General features: G+C 68.5%; 16 protein-coding genes. 13 read left to right on the top strand and 3 right to left on the bottom strand.

Annotation, left to right across the window (positions count from 1 at the left end):
* Nucleotides 1-25: 25 nt before the first annotated feature.
* The 10 genes from map to truA all read left to right on the top strand — a co-directional run bounded on the left by map (nucleotide 26) and on the right by truA (nucleotide 6265).
* Nucleotides 26-802, top strand: coding sequence for a type I methionyl aminopeptidase (gene map, locus QMK34_RS28145; protein WP_326417502.1), 777 nt, complete (start codon nucleotides 26-28; stop codon nucleotides 800-802).
* 398 nt (nucleotides 803-1200) lie between these two features.
* Nucleotides 1201-1422, top strand: coding sequence for a translation initiation factor IF-1 (infA, locus tag QMK34_RS28140; RefSeq protein WP_005166804.1), 222 nt, complete (start codon nucleotides 1201-1203; stop codon nucleotides 1420-1422).
* Nucleotides 1423-1459: 37 nt separating this feature from the next.
* Entirely contained in the window at nucleotides 1460-1573 is a 114-nt protein-coding gene (gene rpmJ / locus QMK34_RS28135) for a 50S ribosomal protein L36 (RefSeq protein ID WP_004558882.1), read from the top strand.
* Nucleotides 1574-1780: 207 nt separating this feature from the next.
* Nucleotides 1781-2161, top strand: a complete 381-nt coding sequence (gene rpsM / locus QMK34_RS28130) for a 30S ribosomal protein S13 (RefSeq protein ID WP_326417501.1) — start codon at nucleotides 1781-1783, stop codon at nucleotides 2159-2161.
* Nucleotides 2158-2346 (top strand): hypothetical protein, encoded by a 189-nt coding sequence (locus QMK34_RS28125; protein WP_326417552.1) that lies wholly within the window; start codon nucleotides 2158-2160, stop codon nucleotides 2344-2346. The genes rpsM and QMK34_RS28125 overlap by 4 nt, the downstream gene beginning before the upstream one ends.
* An 18-nt stretch (nucleotides 2347-2364) precedes the next feature.
* The gene (gene rpsK, locus QMK34_RS28120) at nucleotides 2365-2772 is read left to right on the top strand and encodes a 30S ribosomal protein S11 (RefSeq protein WP_297544165.1); all 408 of its coding nucleotides are present in this window, start codon (nucleotides 2365-2367) and stop codon (nucleotides 2770-2772) included.
* A gap of 23 nt (nucleotides 2773-2795) precedes the next feature.
* Nucleotides 2796-3401: a 30S ribosomal protein S4 gene (gene rpsD / locus QMK34_RS28115; RefSeq protein WP_326417500.1), complete on the top strand. Its 606-nt coding sequence runs from the start codon at nucleotides 2796-2798 to the stop codon at nucleotides 3399-3401.
* A gap of 118 nt (nucleotides 3402-3519) precedes the next feature.
* Nucleotides 3520-4596 carry a DNA-directed RNA polymerase subunit alpha gene (locus QMK34_RS28110; protein ID WP_326417499.1) on the top strand — a complete coding sequence of 359 codons (1077 nt, stop codon included), beginning with the start codon at nucleotides 3520-3522 and terminating at the stop codon, nucleotides 4594-4596.
* A gap of 74 nt (nucleotides 4597-4670) precedes the next feature.
* Nucleotides 4671-5363: a 50S ribosomal protein L17, sunset domain variant gene (gene rplQ, locus QMK34_RS47950; RefSeq protein ID WP_442785236.1), complete on the top strand. Its 693-nt coding sequence runs from the start codon at nucleotides 4671-4673 to the stop codon at nucleotides 5361-5363.
* A gap of 65 nt (nucleotides 5364-5428) precedes the next feature.
* Nucleotides 5429-6265 (top strand): tRNA pseudouridine(38-40) synthase TruA, encoded by an 837-nt coding sequence (gene truA / locus QMK34_RS28100; protein ID WP_326417549.1) that lies wholly within the window; start codon nucleotides 5429-5431, stop codon nucleotides 6263-6265.
* Nucleotides 6266-6289: 24 nt separating this feature from the next.
* Here truA and QMK34_RS28095 read toward each other — a convergent pair whose 3' ends face one another.
* The 3 genes from QMK34_RS28095 to eccE form a co-directional block, all read right to left on the bottom strand.
* On the bottom strand, nucleotides 6290-7189 hold the full coding sequence (locus QMK34_RS28095) for an endonuclease domain-containing protein (RefSeq protein WP_326417498.1): 900 nt from the start codon (nucleotides 7187-7189) through the stop codon (nucleotides 6290-6292).
* 248 nt (nucleotides 7190-7437) lie between these two features.
* Complete coding sequence (locus QMK34_RS28090) at nucleotides 7438-8163, bottom strand: hypothetical protein (RefSeq protein WP_326417496.1); 726 nt, start codon at nucleotides 8161-8163, stop codon at nucleotides 7438-7440.
* Entirely contained in the window at nucleotides 8160-9395 is a 1236-nt protein-coding gene (eccE, locus tag QMK34_RS28085; protein WP_326417495.1) for a type VII secretion protein EccE, read from the bottom strand. The genes QMK34_RS28090 and eccE overlap by 4 nt, the downstream gene beginning before the upstream one ends.
* Nucleotides 9396-9881: 486 nt before the next feature.
* On the opposite strand from eccE, the gene eccB reads away from it, so the two are divergent.
* From eccB to QMK34_RS28070, 3 genes are all read left to right on the top strand, one after another.
* Nucleotides 9882-11531 carry a type VII secretion protein EccB gene (gene eccB, locus QMK34_RS28080; protein WP_326417494.1) on the top strand — a complete coding sequence of 550 codons (1650 nt, stop codon included), beginning with the start codon at nucleotides 9882-9884 and terminating at the stop codon, nucleotides 11529-11531.
* 70 nt (nucleotides 11532-11601) lie between these two features.
* Entirely contained in the window at nucleotides 11602-11922 is a 321-nt protein-coding gene (locus QMK34_RS28075; RefSeq protein ID WP_326417493.1) for a hypothetical protein, read from the top strand.
* A complete protein-coding gene (locus QMK34_RS28070) occupies nucleotides 11922-13061 on the top strand; it encodes a WXG100 family type VII secretion target (RefSeq protein ID WP_326417492.1) in 1140 nt (379 codons plus the stop codon). The genes QMK34_RS28075 and QMK34_RS28070 overlap by 1 nt, the downstream gene beginning before the upstream one ends.
* The last annotated feature ends 49 nt before the right edge of the window (nucleotides 13062-13110 follow it).

The following is a 13110-nucleotide window of genomic DNA, read 5'->3' as shown; positions in this document are numbered from 1 at the left end:
TCTTCAAGTGCTCCGTCGCGGGCGCATGATCGAGGTCAAGACCCCTGGTGAGCTGCAGGCGATGAGGGCCGCCGGGCTCGTGGTCGCACGCACGCTCGCCGGGGTCCGCGAAGCCGCCAAGCCTGGTGCGACCACCGCGGACCTGGACGAGATCGCCGAGCAGACCATTCGCGACGCCGGCGCGGTGCCTTCGTTCAAGGGCTACCACGGGTTCCCGGGGTCGATCTGCGCCTCGGTGAACGAACAGATCGTGCACGGCATCCCGTCTGCCTCGACGGTGCTCGCCGAGGGCGACATCATCTCGGTCGACTGCGGCGCCATCCTCGACGGCTGGCACGGCGACTCGGCGGTGACTCTCGCGATCGGCGCGGTGTCGAAAGCCGATATGGCGCTTTCCGCGGCCACCGAGGCCGCGATGTGGGCCGGGATCGCCGCGGTCGCGTCCGGCGGGCGTCTTACTGACATCTCCTTCGCGGTGCAGTCGGCGGCGGAGAAGGCGAGCCAGGCCGACGGCGTCGACTACGGCATGATCGTCGAGTACGGCGGCCATGGCATCGGCACCCAGATGCACATGGACCCGTTCCTGCCGAACGTCGGCAAGCCCGGGAAGGGCCCCCGGCTCAAGACCGGGATGGCGCTCGCGATCGAGCCCATGCTCACTGGCGGCGGCGGCGAGACCGTCGAACTGGACGACGGCTGGACCGTGATCACCGCGGACGGCTCGCGCGCGGCCCACTGGGAGCACACCGTCGCGATCACCGACGACGGCCCCTGGGTCCTCACCGCTCCCGAAGACTCCTGACCCACCCCTCCACGTTCGCGGTTAGCCCGCCGAACGCGCTCCCTCCTGCTCCCGCGCCTACGGTTAGCCCGCTAAACGCGCTCGCGGGCACCCCGGCGACTGCGTTTAGCCCGCTAAACGCAGGTCGCGGGCTCGTGGGGGCGAGGGTGGCCGGAGCGGCGTACCCTGGTGGCCAGAGGCTCACCTAACACAGTCACCCCCCGTTTGGGACACGCGACACGGGTTGCGTACACTGTCAAGTCGGCGTACTCATCACGTCGGTTCCAGCGCGCTCGTGAACTCTCACGCACATTGGAGTCGGGGTGGAGTGTGCCGAGCACCACCCAGCCAAGCACGCACGCTCGACCGGTCACACTGAGTAATTTCAGACTGAGCCAGTTTCAGGAAAAGCGGAGGACATGGGCAAGAAAGACGGGGCCATCGAGGTCGAAGGCCGCGTAGTCGAGCCGCTCCCCAACGCGATGTTCCGCGTGGAGTTGGAGAACGGCCACAAGGTCCTTGCACACATCAGCGGCAAGATGCGGCAGCACTACATCCGCATCCTGCCCGAGGACAGGGTCGTCGTAGAGCTCTCGCCCTACGACCTATCTCGTGGTCGCATCGTCTACCGCTACAAGTGATCACGAAGAGTAGAGCACAAGCAGGAGAGCAGGAGACGTGAAGGTCCAGCCGAGCGTCAAGAAAATCTGCGACAAGTGCAAGGTGATCCGCCGTCACGGCCGGATCATGGTGATCTGCGAGAACCTGCGGCACAAGCAGCGGCAGGGCTGATCACCCGCACTCGTACAGAGTGGATTGACAGCTACACAGACCTCCCCGCACCTGCCGGGCCGCGCGAGCGGTCCGGTTCACCCCCGGACTTCAGGCCGGGGCCGGGACACCAGCCGCGCAAGCGGGTGGCACGACTGCGAGTCGGTCCCGGAATCGGGCGGGGAGCAGACCTGAAGTGAATGACCAGACTAAGGAGTACCACCGCCAATGGCACGACTCGCTGGCGTAGACCTCCCCCGCGAAAAGCGGTTGGAGATCGCGCTGACTTACATCTACGGGATCGGCCGTACGCGCTCGAAGCAGCTGGTAGTGGCTGCCGAGCTGAACGCGGACACCCGCGTGAAGGACCTCAGCGATGACGACCTCGCCAAGCTGCGAGTGCACATCGAGGAGAACTTCAAGGTCGAGGGTGACCTTCGCCGCGAGGTGAACGCCGACATCCGTCGGAAGATCGAGATCGGGTGCTACGAGGGCCTTCGGTGGCGCCGCGGACTTCCCGTCCGTGGGCAGCGCACCAAGACCAACGCCCGTACCCGCAAGGGTCCGAAGAAGACGGTTGCCGGCAAGAAGAAGGCTGGCAAGAAGTGAGCGTCGTCCAAGGCAAGAAGATCATGCAGATGGGCGGCGTCCAGCGTCGCGGTACTGCCTGTGTCTCGCCCAAGGCGCTCTACGCCCGCCCGATGGCGCTGCGCAACCTGTACACCGACGCCGGTTCTGTCATCCGGCGCGGACAGCGTGAAGCAGCTGCCGCTCACCAAGAGAACGCGCGCTAAGAGGAGAACCCCCAGAACATGCCACCGAAGTCTCGTACCGGCGCTGGGACCAAAAAGGTCCGGCGCAAGGAAAAGAAGAACATCGCGCACGGTCACGCGCACATCAAGAGCACCTTCAACAACACCATCGTCTCGATCACGGACCCGACCGGTGCCGTGATCGCGTGGGCGTCGAGTGGTCACGTGGGCTTCAAGGGCTCGCGTAAGTCCACCCCGTTCGCCGCGCAGATGGCCGCCGAGAGCGCTGCCCGCAAGGCAGCGGAGCACGGCATGAAGAAGGTCGACGTGTTCGTGAAGGGCCCCGGTTCCGGCCGGGAGACCGCGATCCGTTCGCTGCAGGCAGCCGGCCTCGAGGTCGGCACCATCCAGGACGTGACCCCGCAGCCTCACAACGGCTGCCGCCCGCCCAAGCGGCGCCGGGTCTGAGGAACGGGGAGGAGTAAGAAGAAATGGCTCGTTACACCGGCCCCGCGACGCGTATTTCGCGTCGCCTCAAGGTTGACCTCATCGGTGGCGACAAGGCTTTCGAGCGTCGCCCCTATCCGCCCGGCCAGCACGGCCGTGGCCGGATCAAGGAGAGCGAGTTCCTCCTGCAGTCGCAGGAGAAGCAGAAGGCTCGTTACACCTACGGCGTTCTCGAGCGTCAGTTCGTCCGGTACTACAAGGAGGCCGCACGGCGTCCCGGTAAGACCGGTGAGAACCTGCTCCAGATCCTCGAGGCCCGCCTCGACAACGTGATCTACCGCGCAGGCATCGCCCGCACCCGCCGTCAGGCGCGTCAGCTGGTGAGCCACGGTCACTTCATCGTGAACGGCGTCAAGGTCAACGTCCCGTCCTACCAGGTCTCGAAGTGGGACATCATCGACGTGCGGCCGAAGTCGTTCGCGATGCTGCCCTTCGTCGCTGCCAAGGAGTCCTTCGGCGAGCGGCCCATCCCGGCGTGGCTGCAGGTCGTCTCGTCCAACCTCCGCGTGCTGGTTCACCAGCTCCCGGAGCGCGCGCAGATCGATGTTCCGGTTCAGGAACAGCTGATCGTCGAGCTCTACTCGAAGTGATCCACCACCGGGTTTCGACTCGGTTTGGATACGAGCGGCGGCGCCCACAGTGCGCCGCCGCTTCGCCATCCCTTTCGGTGTCATATGGCGGTCACCGACTGGAAAGGAAATAGGAAAAATGCTGATTTCCCAGCGGCCGGCTCTCGGCGAAGAGACGGTCAACGACACTCGCTCCCGGTTCACCATCGAACCGCTGGAGCCCGGTTTCGGTTACACGCTCGGCAACTCGCTGCGGCGCACGCTGCTGTCGTCCATTCCGGGCGCGGCCGTGACGAGCATCCGCATCGACGGCGTGCTCCACGAGTTCACCACCGTTCCCGGGGTGAAGGAGGATGTCACCGACATCATCCTGAACCTCAAGGAGCTGGTCGTGTCCTCCGAGGAGGACGAGCCGGTCACCATGTACCTGCGCAAGCAGGGCCCTGGTGAGGTCACCGCGGCCGACATCGTGCCGCCGGCCGGGGTCACCGTGCACAACCCGGATCTGCACATCGCGTCGCTGAACGGCAAGGGCAAGCTCGAGATCGAGCTCGTCGTCGAGCGCGGCCGCGGCTACGTTCCGGCCCTGCAGAACAAGCAGGCCGGCGCCGAGATCGGCCGGATCCCGGTCGACTCGATCTACTCGCCGGTGCTGAAGGTGACCTACAAGGTCGAGGCGACCCGTGTCGAGCAGCGCACCGACTTCGACAAGCTGATCCTGGACGTGGAGACGAAGCCGTCGATCACGCCGCGGGACGCTGTCGCGTCGGCCGGTAAGACGCTGGTGGAGCTGTTCGGTCTCGCTCGCGAGCTGAACATCGACGCCGAGGGCATCGAGATCGGCCCGTCGCCGCAGGAGGCAGACACCATCGCCGCCTACGCGATGCCGATCGAGGACCTGGACCTCACGGTTCGCTCTTACAACTGCCTCAAGCGCGAAGGCATCCACACGGTCGGCGAGCTGGTTTCGCGCAGCGAGGCCGACTTGCTCGACATCCGCAACTTCGGTGCGAAGTCGATCGACGAGGTCAAGCTCAAGCTCGTCGGTCTCGGCCTCGCGCTCAAGGACAGCCCGCCCGGGTTCGACCCGACCGCGGCCGCGGCCAGCTATGACGGAGAAGGCTGGTCCGAGGGCGTCGACGGCATCACGGACACAATTTCGGACACCACCAGCCACGACGATGGCCAGGACTACGCAGAGACGGAGCAGCTGTAAGGCCAGCTTGAGCTCCCTCCCCGTTCGGGTGGGGGAGCTTGGCCTCCAGCTGTACTGCTGAACGAGGAGAACCGATGCCCACCCCCACAAAGGGACCCCGTCTCGGCGGGTCCGCCGCGCACCAGCGGCTGATTCTGGCCAACCTGGCCACTCAGCTGTTCGAGCACGGCAAGATCCACACGACCGAGGCGAAGGCCCGCCGGGTTCGCCCGCTGGCCGAGAAGCTGATCACGAAGGCGAAGCGGGGCGACCTGCACAACCGCCGTCAGATCCAGCGCGTCGTGCGTGACAAGACCGTCGTGCACAAGCTGATCGCCGAGATCGGTCCGTTCTTCCTGGAGCGTCCGGGCGGCTACACCCGGATCACCAAGACGATGCCGCGCAAGGGCGACAACGCCCCGATGGCGGTCATCGAACTGGTCGCCGAGAAGACCGTCACCGCCGAGGCCGAGGCCGCGCGCAAGACGAAGTTCGCCAAGGACCAGCCGAAGCCGGCTGCCAAGGCGACTGAGACCGCCGACGTCGAGGCTGACGCTTCGACTGAAGAGGTTTCCTACGGTGAGGGCAGCCACGCCCCGCTGGAGGACGGTTCGCAGCCCGAGGGCTTCCCGATCAAGGGCAACGCCGACTCGAAGCTGTACCACGTGCCGGACAGCTCGCACTACAGCCAGACCGTCGCCGAGGTGTGGTTCGCCACCGCCGAGGCCGCTGAGGCTGCTGGTTTCGAGCTTCCCCCGTCACAGCGTGACGCCGAGGACAAGTCCTGACGTCTGGTACCACTCCGAACGAGCCCGCCGCTCCCCCTGGGGAGGGCGGGCTCGTTCGTCTGCGTCTGGACGTCAGCTACGACGGGACGGACTTCTCCGGCTGGGCCCGCCAGCCCGGCCTGCGCACCGTCCAGGGCGTCCTGGAGGACGCCCTGGCGAAGCAGCCCCCGGGCGCTTCGGTCCCCAAGTCCGTCGTGGTGGCCGGCCGCACCGACGCCGGCGTCCACGCCGCCGCCCAAGTCCTCCACCTCGACGTCGCGCGTTTAGCGGGCAAAACGTCATCGGGGCGGGTATCCGTGGACGAGCGGGGCATCCCTGACCTCGAGCGGATGTGCCGCCGCTGGAATCGTCTCCTGCCGAGGGACGTGCGTGTATTGGGCGCCCGCGTTGCCCCGCCGGGATTCGACGCGCGCTTCTCCGCGGTCCGGCGGCACTATCTCTACCGGGTTTCCGACGCGCCGTGGGGCGCGGACCCGCTGCGACGCTACGACACGCTTGCCTGGGGGCATTCACTGTCGATCGACCTCATGAACGAGGCGGCGAAGTCCCTGCTGGGGTTGCAGGACTTCGCGGCCTTCTGCAAGCAGCGTGAGGGCAGCACGACGATCCGGGAGCTCCAGCACTTGGTCTGGCGGCGAACTGGCTCGCACGCGATCGAGGCCGAGGTGTCGGCCGACGCGTTCTGCCATTCGATGGTGCGCAGTCTGGTCGGAGCGCTTCTCCAGGTCGGCGACGGCCGCCGCACCGCCGAGTGGCCCGCCGCGCTGCTCGCCGGCGGTGTCCGGGACAGCGCCGTGGCCCCCGCCCACGGCCTCACCCTGATGGCCGTGGACTACCCGCCCGACGCAGAGCTCGCCGCACGCGCCGAGCTGACCCGCAACACCCGCACCCCCCGCTCCTGACCACCGCCGGGCGCAGTTAGCGGGCTAACCGCGCTCGATGGCCGCGCGGATGGTGGCGAGGACGCCTGCGAAGTCCGTGGCCAGCTGTTCGGCTGTCACGATGACGAAGGTCCAGCCCTCGGCGGTTATCCGTCTTCGACGTTCTTCGTCGTGTGCTCGCTGCTCTGGGGTGTTGTGCCATCGGCCGTCGTATTCGACCGCGACCTTGCTCTTCTTCAGAGCAAGATCCAGACGCCCCAAGAGCTTTCCGTTTTTCCGGACCTCGTATTGGGGTATCGGATCGAGGCCGTCGACCACCATGACGACGCGCACCACGGATTCAGGTAGGGATTCCGCTCGCGGATCCGCGAGCTGTAAGGCATTTCTCGCCAGCCGGATGCCACGGTTTCGGCGACCGAAGAACAATTGCTTGAGGACCTTGCGGCGGACCAGGCCAGAACGCAGGAAGGCGTCCAGATCCGGCACACCGATCCGAAGGCGACTCACCCATCCCCTTTTGCGGGGTGAAAGCCTGAGGAGTAGATCCAGGGCTATGCGTGCCGGTCTGGCGATACGGGCGTTCTGCCATGGGCGCGACTCGTTTTCGGCGACTTCGGTGCGCCGCACGTTGATGCCGACGATCGGTCCGAACCGGAACTGCTCCGGCACCACGAACTCGACGGGGTCGTAAGGCTTTGCCAGCTCCACGCCACGAACTGTGGCCGCTGATCGTCCGGTGAGGACGGCCTCCTTGGGTACGAGCAGCGCGGCGCCACGGCAACGCAGTTCGTGCGTCACGGTGACGTGCGCGGGCGCGTAGACGTCCTGGAACAGCCGCCGTACGCCGTTGCCGCGGAGCTGGCCTTTGGTGATCAGGCCGGCTTTGCGCGCCTCCGAGCCGCGAAAGACTTCTGCAAGGTGCCTGGTGTCAAGGGAAGTGGACATGGCGACACAGTCCCTAAGACGTCCGACAGCATCCGCGTCCCGAGCGGCCGGGTCCGCGAAGTTGTCCACATCCCCCTGGTTGTCCACAGGCCCGAGACGGACCCATTGACAAAGGGCGTGTGCCAGGCGAATACCCGGCACATGCCCCGCCGAGCGCGTTTAGCCCGCTAAACGTCCTCGCCGGACGCAGTTAGCGGGCTAAACGCGCTCGGCGGCTTACAGTTAGCCTGCTAAACGCGGGCGCGGGGTTAGTCGCCTCGGCGGACGGGGCCTAGGAGTTGCTGCTCCTTGCCCGTGGTCACCAGGCGGAGTGGGCGCCAGAGGTTGCGGCCCAGTGCCACCACCTGATCGTCCTTCAGGGTGGTCAGCTGCCGCATCATCTGGGGAGGGAGCCGCCAGATCCGGGCAGCGAGCTCGGCCTGGCCTGCCGGGAGCCGCTGCATGAGCACCAGATCGGCCGCGTTCGCCGTCGCGCCCGCCTGCGGATGCAGGTACGGGAGCACGTAGATCGTCGTCTGCCAGGGGGAACGAGGCGGGAACAGGTCCTGCGGAGTCGGCCCGCCGTCGGTTACCACGAGCAACGGCGCGTCCTCCGACGGACGAGGCAGTTCCACCGGGGACAGACGGCGGATCTGCACCAGCGGCGACGGCCGCCCGTTCGGCTGGTTGCCGGCCGCCTGCGGCAGCACCTGCCACGCGGCGGGGCGACCGGTCGCGACCACCACCCACGCCCCGACGGCCATCGCCCGCAGCGCCACCTGGCGCGCCAGGTAGAGACCGCCGACCAGCACGATCCTCGTCGGGGTCGACCGCAGGGCCGAAATGGTCAGCGGCTCGCCCTTGAGACCCGAACCCAGCACGATCCCGCCGCGGTCGCCGGACGGGCTGATCGCGTCGAGCATCGCGGGATCGACGATGAACTCCGGGGCCACACCGCCGCTCTGCCCGGCGTCGCGGAGTCGTGAGCTACTCATGCTGTGCCTCCGATCGGCAGCGTCGCGGCGAACGCGGAGATCTGCAGGCCACGCAACGGCGTCAGGCTCACATCGAGCCGCTCCGAGAGGCTCTGCAGCCGTTGGTCGGCGGCCTCGAGCTCACGCGGGTTCCGCGCGCTCAGGCGCACCACCCCGCGCAGGCCGATCTTGCCCTCGTCGGACGCCGGTGAGATCGACATCGCGACCGTCGCGGACAGCGCCCGCACGCTGGTGAGCGCGTTGAGGCTGCTGCTGATTTTGCCCTTTGGCCAGCCGCTGATCGCATAACTCGCGTGCCCGATGCCCGCCGCGGTCACGCCGGTCCAGCGCTCCTGCAGGCTCACCTTGCCCGGTGAACCCGCGACAGCGGTGAGTTCCGCGGCCGAAATCCCGGCGCGCAGCAGCTCGTCTGGATCCAGCGGCCGGGTCGGCACGCCCTGTGACTCCAGCGCGTTCCGCACCCGGGACAGCGCGCCGATCAGCGCGCGGTGCGCCCCGACGACGCCGCCGCCACGTTCGCGGATCGCGGCCGGGCACCGGCGCGGGTCGAGCCGGATGGCGACCCACGTCGTGCGCCGGGCAGCGGCGGGCAGCGGGCCGAGCACCTCCATGTAGGAGCTGAGCGCGGGGGAATCCGACGGCAGCGCCGCGCTGCCGGGGTAGCAATGCCAGATCATCTGGATGGAGTCGAGCACGACGCCGCGGTCTTCGAGGCAGGGCGCCAGCGCCGACAGTGGCAGGCTCGGCGCGCCGCCCGCCTGGGTGATCAGGTCGGGAGCAGGCTCGACGAGGAGCACCGCTGTCCAGGTTCCGTCGTTCCAGGCGAGCCCGACCTGCTGCCGTTCGTGGTCGACGCCATGGGCGACGACCAGATCGGGCACAGCCAGGCGAAGCAGGTTCACCCGGGCGTCGTCGGGACCGGTCACCGCGTCCTCTTCGGCGGCGAGCGTCTCAAGGCTGCTCGGCGGAAGCGGAGTCGCGACACGATCGTGTGACCGGAACGTGTACCGCAGCGTAAGTCCAGCCCATTGGGTGAACCACTTGCCGCGCCAGCGGAGGAACGCGATCAGCAGCGCGACCGCGAGGACACCTATCGCGACATACTTCAGCGACATGCTGATCGCCAGCAGGACGAGGCCGACGGCCAGGCCGACTTCCAGCACGACCAGGTTCGACACCGGCAGCGGGCCGAGGTTCACCCCGGCGGAGCGTCGCCGCGAAGGCGCCGCCATCCGCACCGCGGGCGTCGAGCCACTGGGCTGGGAAGGCGGACCGGCCGGACCGCCGGGGCCGCTCGGACCCCCAGGCCCTCCAGGTCCACCGGGGCCTCCAGGTCCACCAGGGCCCCCTGGTCCACCCGGACCCCCAGGCCCACCTGGCGCGCCCGCAGGCGGACCGCCGGGACGTCGCGGTATTCCGGGCCCACCGGGACCGCCAGGGCCGCCGATGGGTCCACCGGGACCGCCCGGTCTGCCGGGCCGGGGCGGTGGCCCTGGCGGGCGGCCCTGTGGAGGCGGAGGCCCAGGAGGGCCTGGCGGACGTGGAGGAGTGGTGACGGACATCCGCGCTTTCTCTTCCCCTCGTGCGTGCTGCTTGCCTGAAAAGCCGGTCCCGGGGGATCGGACACTGGCCGGAGTTGGTAGAAACCCCACACCAGACGGTCCCCGTACGGCTATCCTGCGGAACCGTACCGCGACGGGGAGGACTGTAGGTCGAGAATGCCATCAACACCGACGACTAAGTCTCAAGTCCAGGCTTACAAGTTCGTTCTACGGCGGATGCAGTCGGCGCTGGTCCGCCGCGACGCCGTCATGTTGCACGACCCGATGCGCACCCACACCAGGGCGACGATCGTCGGCGTGGTGCTGGGCGGGCTGGGGATGGTGGTGTTCATCGTCTGGGGGCTGCTCAGCCCGGCACCGACGGTTCCCCAGGCCGGCAACATCGTCATCGGCGAGCAGTCGGGAACCGTGTACGTGGTCACCGGTAACCCGATCAGGCTCATTCCGACCTTCAACCTCGCGTCGGCGCGTCTTTACCTCATGGCGCAGAAGCAGCAGGCCGCTCAGCAGGCAGGCGGCAGCTCCGGCGCGCCTGCCCCGGCCGCCGCCGCGCCCGCCGCGCCCGACGTGAAGAACGCCACAGTCGTTTCCGACGAGCAGCTCAAGAACATTCCCCGCGGCAAGCTGACCGGCATTCCGGACGGCCCGCAGCTGATGCCCACGGACAACCAGTTGATTTCACCCGATTGGGCGGTCTGCGACGAGGTCAAACTCGATCCGCAGCTGCCGGTACCGGACAGCATCAACAAGACCGAGACGACGGTTTTCGCCGGTGTCCCCAATCTCGGCGCCCGTGAGCTCGGGGAGAACGAGGCGTTGCTCGCCAACGCCGACAACGGCAAGAACTATCTGATCTATCGCCTGCAGGCCAGCCCGAACCAGCCGAACGCGAACACCGTCCGCGCGGAGATCGACCCTGGCAAGAGTTACGCCGTCAGCTCCGCGCTGAAGCTGCCCGCCAAGGGCCGCAAGATCTCGCGGGGCCTGCTCAACGCCATTCCTGAAGTGGCTCAGCTGACGTCCCCGCAGATCACGGGTCAGGGCGCCCAGCCCACCGGGTTCAGTCTCGACGGACTCACTGTCGGACAGGTCTTCGAGACCCAGCCGACCGCGGGCCCGGCGGACTCCTGGGTGATCGCCCAGGACGGCATCCAGAAGATCTCACCCGCGGCCGCGGACATCCTGCGGGCCGGGCGCGGTGGCAGCAACAGCCCGCCCACCCTCGGCCTCGACAAGCTCAGCAACGTGAAGGTGCTGGGGCCGACGGACAACGGGTACCTCGCGGTCGGCGACTACCCGCGGACGGTGCCGGTGGTGCTGGACGCCACGAAGGGCTCCCCGGTGTCGTGCCTTGGCTGGTCCCTGACCGGTGCCGACACCAGTCTCGACTCCCACACCTCGGTGTTCGTCAGCGACAAGCTCCCCGGCCCGAAGTACCCCGACGGCACGTCGAAAGCCGTGAAGGTGAGCACCCGGGGGCCCAACGGCCTGCCGATCGACGGCTTCTACATGCCGTCGGGCTTCGCCGCGGTGGTCCAGTCGGCGACGAACAAGGCAACCTTCGGCAAGGGCGCCATCCAGCTGATCTCCGATCGCGGTATCCGTTACGGCGTCCCGGACGTCGCGACCGCGAACGGCATCGGGCTCGGCAACCGCAAGCCCGCTCCCGAAACGATCATCGGGCTGCTGCCGCCCGGATCGTCGCTGAACACCCAGGCGGTGCGGCGGGAGTTCGACACCGTGCCGATCGACCCGAACGCCGGTTCGTTCCCCTCGTCGACAGCGGCGGCCCCGGCCGGAAATTGACGCTCGCCGGAACCCGGGACGGCCGCGGGCCGTCACACGCCTGAGCACAGTCGGGTGAGTGGAGGGTGCAGTGGACGGCCTGAAGATCGACGGCGTCGTCGTCGCGGAGTACGCCAAGACCGTCGAGTCCGCGGCCGGCGAGCTGGAGTCGGCGGCCGCGGACGTCAGCGGTGAGCCGGTCACGGCAGAGTCCTACGGTGCCCTCGGGGAGCTGGTGGGGCTCGGGCCGTCCTACTCGCGGGCGGCCGGGGCGTTGCGCCGTCAGCTGACCGAGGGCGCCGCCGCGCTGCGGTCGGCGGCCGACGCGCTGGGCAAGGTCACCGCACGCCACGCGGATCAGGACGCGGAATCCGCGGACCTGATCCGGCGAGCCGGGGAGCTGACGTCGTGATGACCTCCGAGCAGGACAGCACCCGGACCGAGTCGATCCCGCACCCGATGGCTCGGGGCGGCTCCTCCGTCGCCGCCCCGAGCGCGTTTAGCCCGCTAAACGCGCTCGGTGGGGGTGGGGACGACGTCTTGGCGGCGGCGGAGCCGCATCTGGCGTACCTGTCCGGTCTGGCCGACCAGCTGGGTGTCGTCGACCCGGTCGAGGCCTACCTCACCCCGCTGACCGGCCGCTGGAGCGATCTTCAGGACGAGGCCCAGCGGCTCCGCGGCGCGGCCGAGACGGCCGGGACGGTGTCCGTCGAGCTCGCCGATCAACTCGGGCGTCTCGACGCTTCGTGGTCTGGGCGAGATGCCGACGACTTCGTCACCTACATCGAGGAAATCAGCGCGGCGGGCAGTGCCGTCCAGGACGCGCTGAACACGCTGGCCGAAGCCTTGGACCAGCTCGTCACCACGATCGGGCACATCACCATCGACCTGGTCCAACTGCTGGTGGACACCGCCGAGCTGGCCTCCGAGTCCGCCCTGCTGCCGTCTGGTGGGATGCGCCGAGCGCGAGCCCAGCTGTCTGAAGCGCAGGAGTCCGCGAAGGCGCTGTTCGAGGCCGCACGGGACGTCCTGGAAGGCTTCGCACGGCTGTGTGACGGCGTGGACGATCCGGACGCCGCGGCCCGGAGCATCGAGGTCGCGCACAGGTACCCGCAGAACCGGTTCGCCCTGCACGGCGACGTCGACGCGCCTGCTGCCGCACCCCCCGCCGCGCAGGGCGGGGGAGACGTGGGCCAGGGGACGTCGCCCTCGTCCGCACACGAGTTGTCCCCCGGGCGGCAGACCGGCGCCGCTGACCCGATCGTCGAGCAGGGCCAGCACGGCGGCGGGGGGCTGCCTGGCCAGATGGTCCCGGCCGCGGCCGCTCAGGCCGACGGCCCTGCCCAGGCCGGGATGGGGATGCCGATGATGCCGATGGGGATGGGGGCCATGGGCGGCGGCGGCGGGGGCGGCGGTACGCGGCGGCAGCCGAAGACGCGGCCGACGACCAACCCCTCGGAGCTCTTCGGCGAGCCGGAGAAGGTCGTCCCGCCCGTCCTCGGCCAAGACCCGAGCCCCAAACCGAAGGCCAAGCCCCAGCCCCCCAAGTGACCCCCGCGCTTGCGTTTAGCGGGCTAAACGTGCTCGCGCGAGCACGTTT

Origin of the sequence: Amycolatopsis sp. H20-H5 (genome assembly GCF_035828755.1) — a bacterium.
Taxonomy (GTDB): Bacteria; Actinomycetota; Actinomycetes; order Mycobacteriales; family Pseudonocardiaceae; genus Amycolatopsis.
Note: the sequence above shows the minus strand (reverse complement) of the source record. Positions and strands in the feature narration are given on the sequence as shown.

Bases quoted from the DNA above. Each gene is read 5' to 3' on its own strand.
- QMK34_RS28090 (WP_326417496.1), bottom strand. From the start codon at position 8,163: ATGAGTAGCTCACGACTCCGCGACGCCGGGCAGAGCGGCGGTGTGGCC.
- rpsM (WP_326417501.1), top strand. From the start codon at position 1,781: ATGGCACGACTCGCTGGCGTAGACCTCCCCCGCGAAAAGCGGTTGGAG.
- QMK34_RS28110 (WP_326417499.1), top strand. From the start codon at position 3,520: ATGCTGATTTCCCAGCGGCCGGCTCTCGGCGAAGAGACGGTCAACGAC.
- rpsD (WP_326417500.1), top strand. From the start codon at position 2,796: ATGGCTCGTTACACCGGCCCCGCGACGCGTATTTCGCGTCGCCTCAAG.
- eccE (WP_326417495.1), bottom strand. From the start codon at position 9,395: ATGGCGGCGCCTTCGCGGCGACGCTCCGCCGGGGTGAACCTCGGCCCG.
- rplQ (WP_442785236.1), top strand. From the start codon at position 4,671: ATGCCCACCCCCACAAAGGGACCCCGTCTCGGCGGGTCCGCCGCGCAC.
- map (WP_326417502.1), top strand. From the start codon at position 26: ATGATCGAGGTCAAGACCCCTGGTGAGCTGCAGGCGATGAGGGCCGCC.
- QMK34_RS28095 (WP_326417498.1), bottom strand. From the start codon at position 7,189: ATGTCCACTTCCCTTGACACCAGGCACCTTGCAGAAGTCTTTCGCGGC.
- infA (WP_005166804.1), top strand. From the start codon at position 1,201: ATGGGCAAGAAAGACGGGGCCATCGAGGTCGAAGGCCGCGTAGTCGAG.
- QMK34_RS28070 (WP_326417492.1), top strand. From the start codon at position 11,922: ATGACCTCCGAGCAGGACAGCACCCGGACCGAGTCGATCCCGCACCCG.
- rpsK (WP_297544165.1), top strand. From the start codon at position 2,365: ATGCCACCGAAGTCTCGTACCGGCGCTGGGACCAAAAAGGTCCGGCGC.
- eccB (WP_326417494.1), top strand. From the start codon at position 9,882: ATGCCATCAACACCGACGACTAAGTCTCAAGTCCAGGCTTACAAGTTC.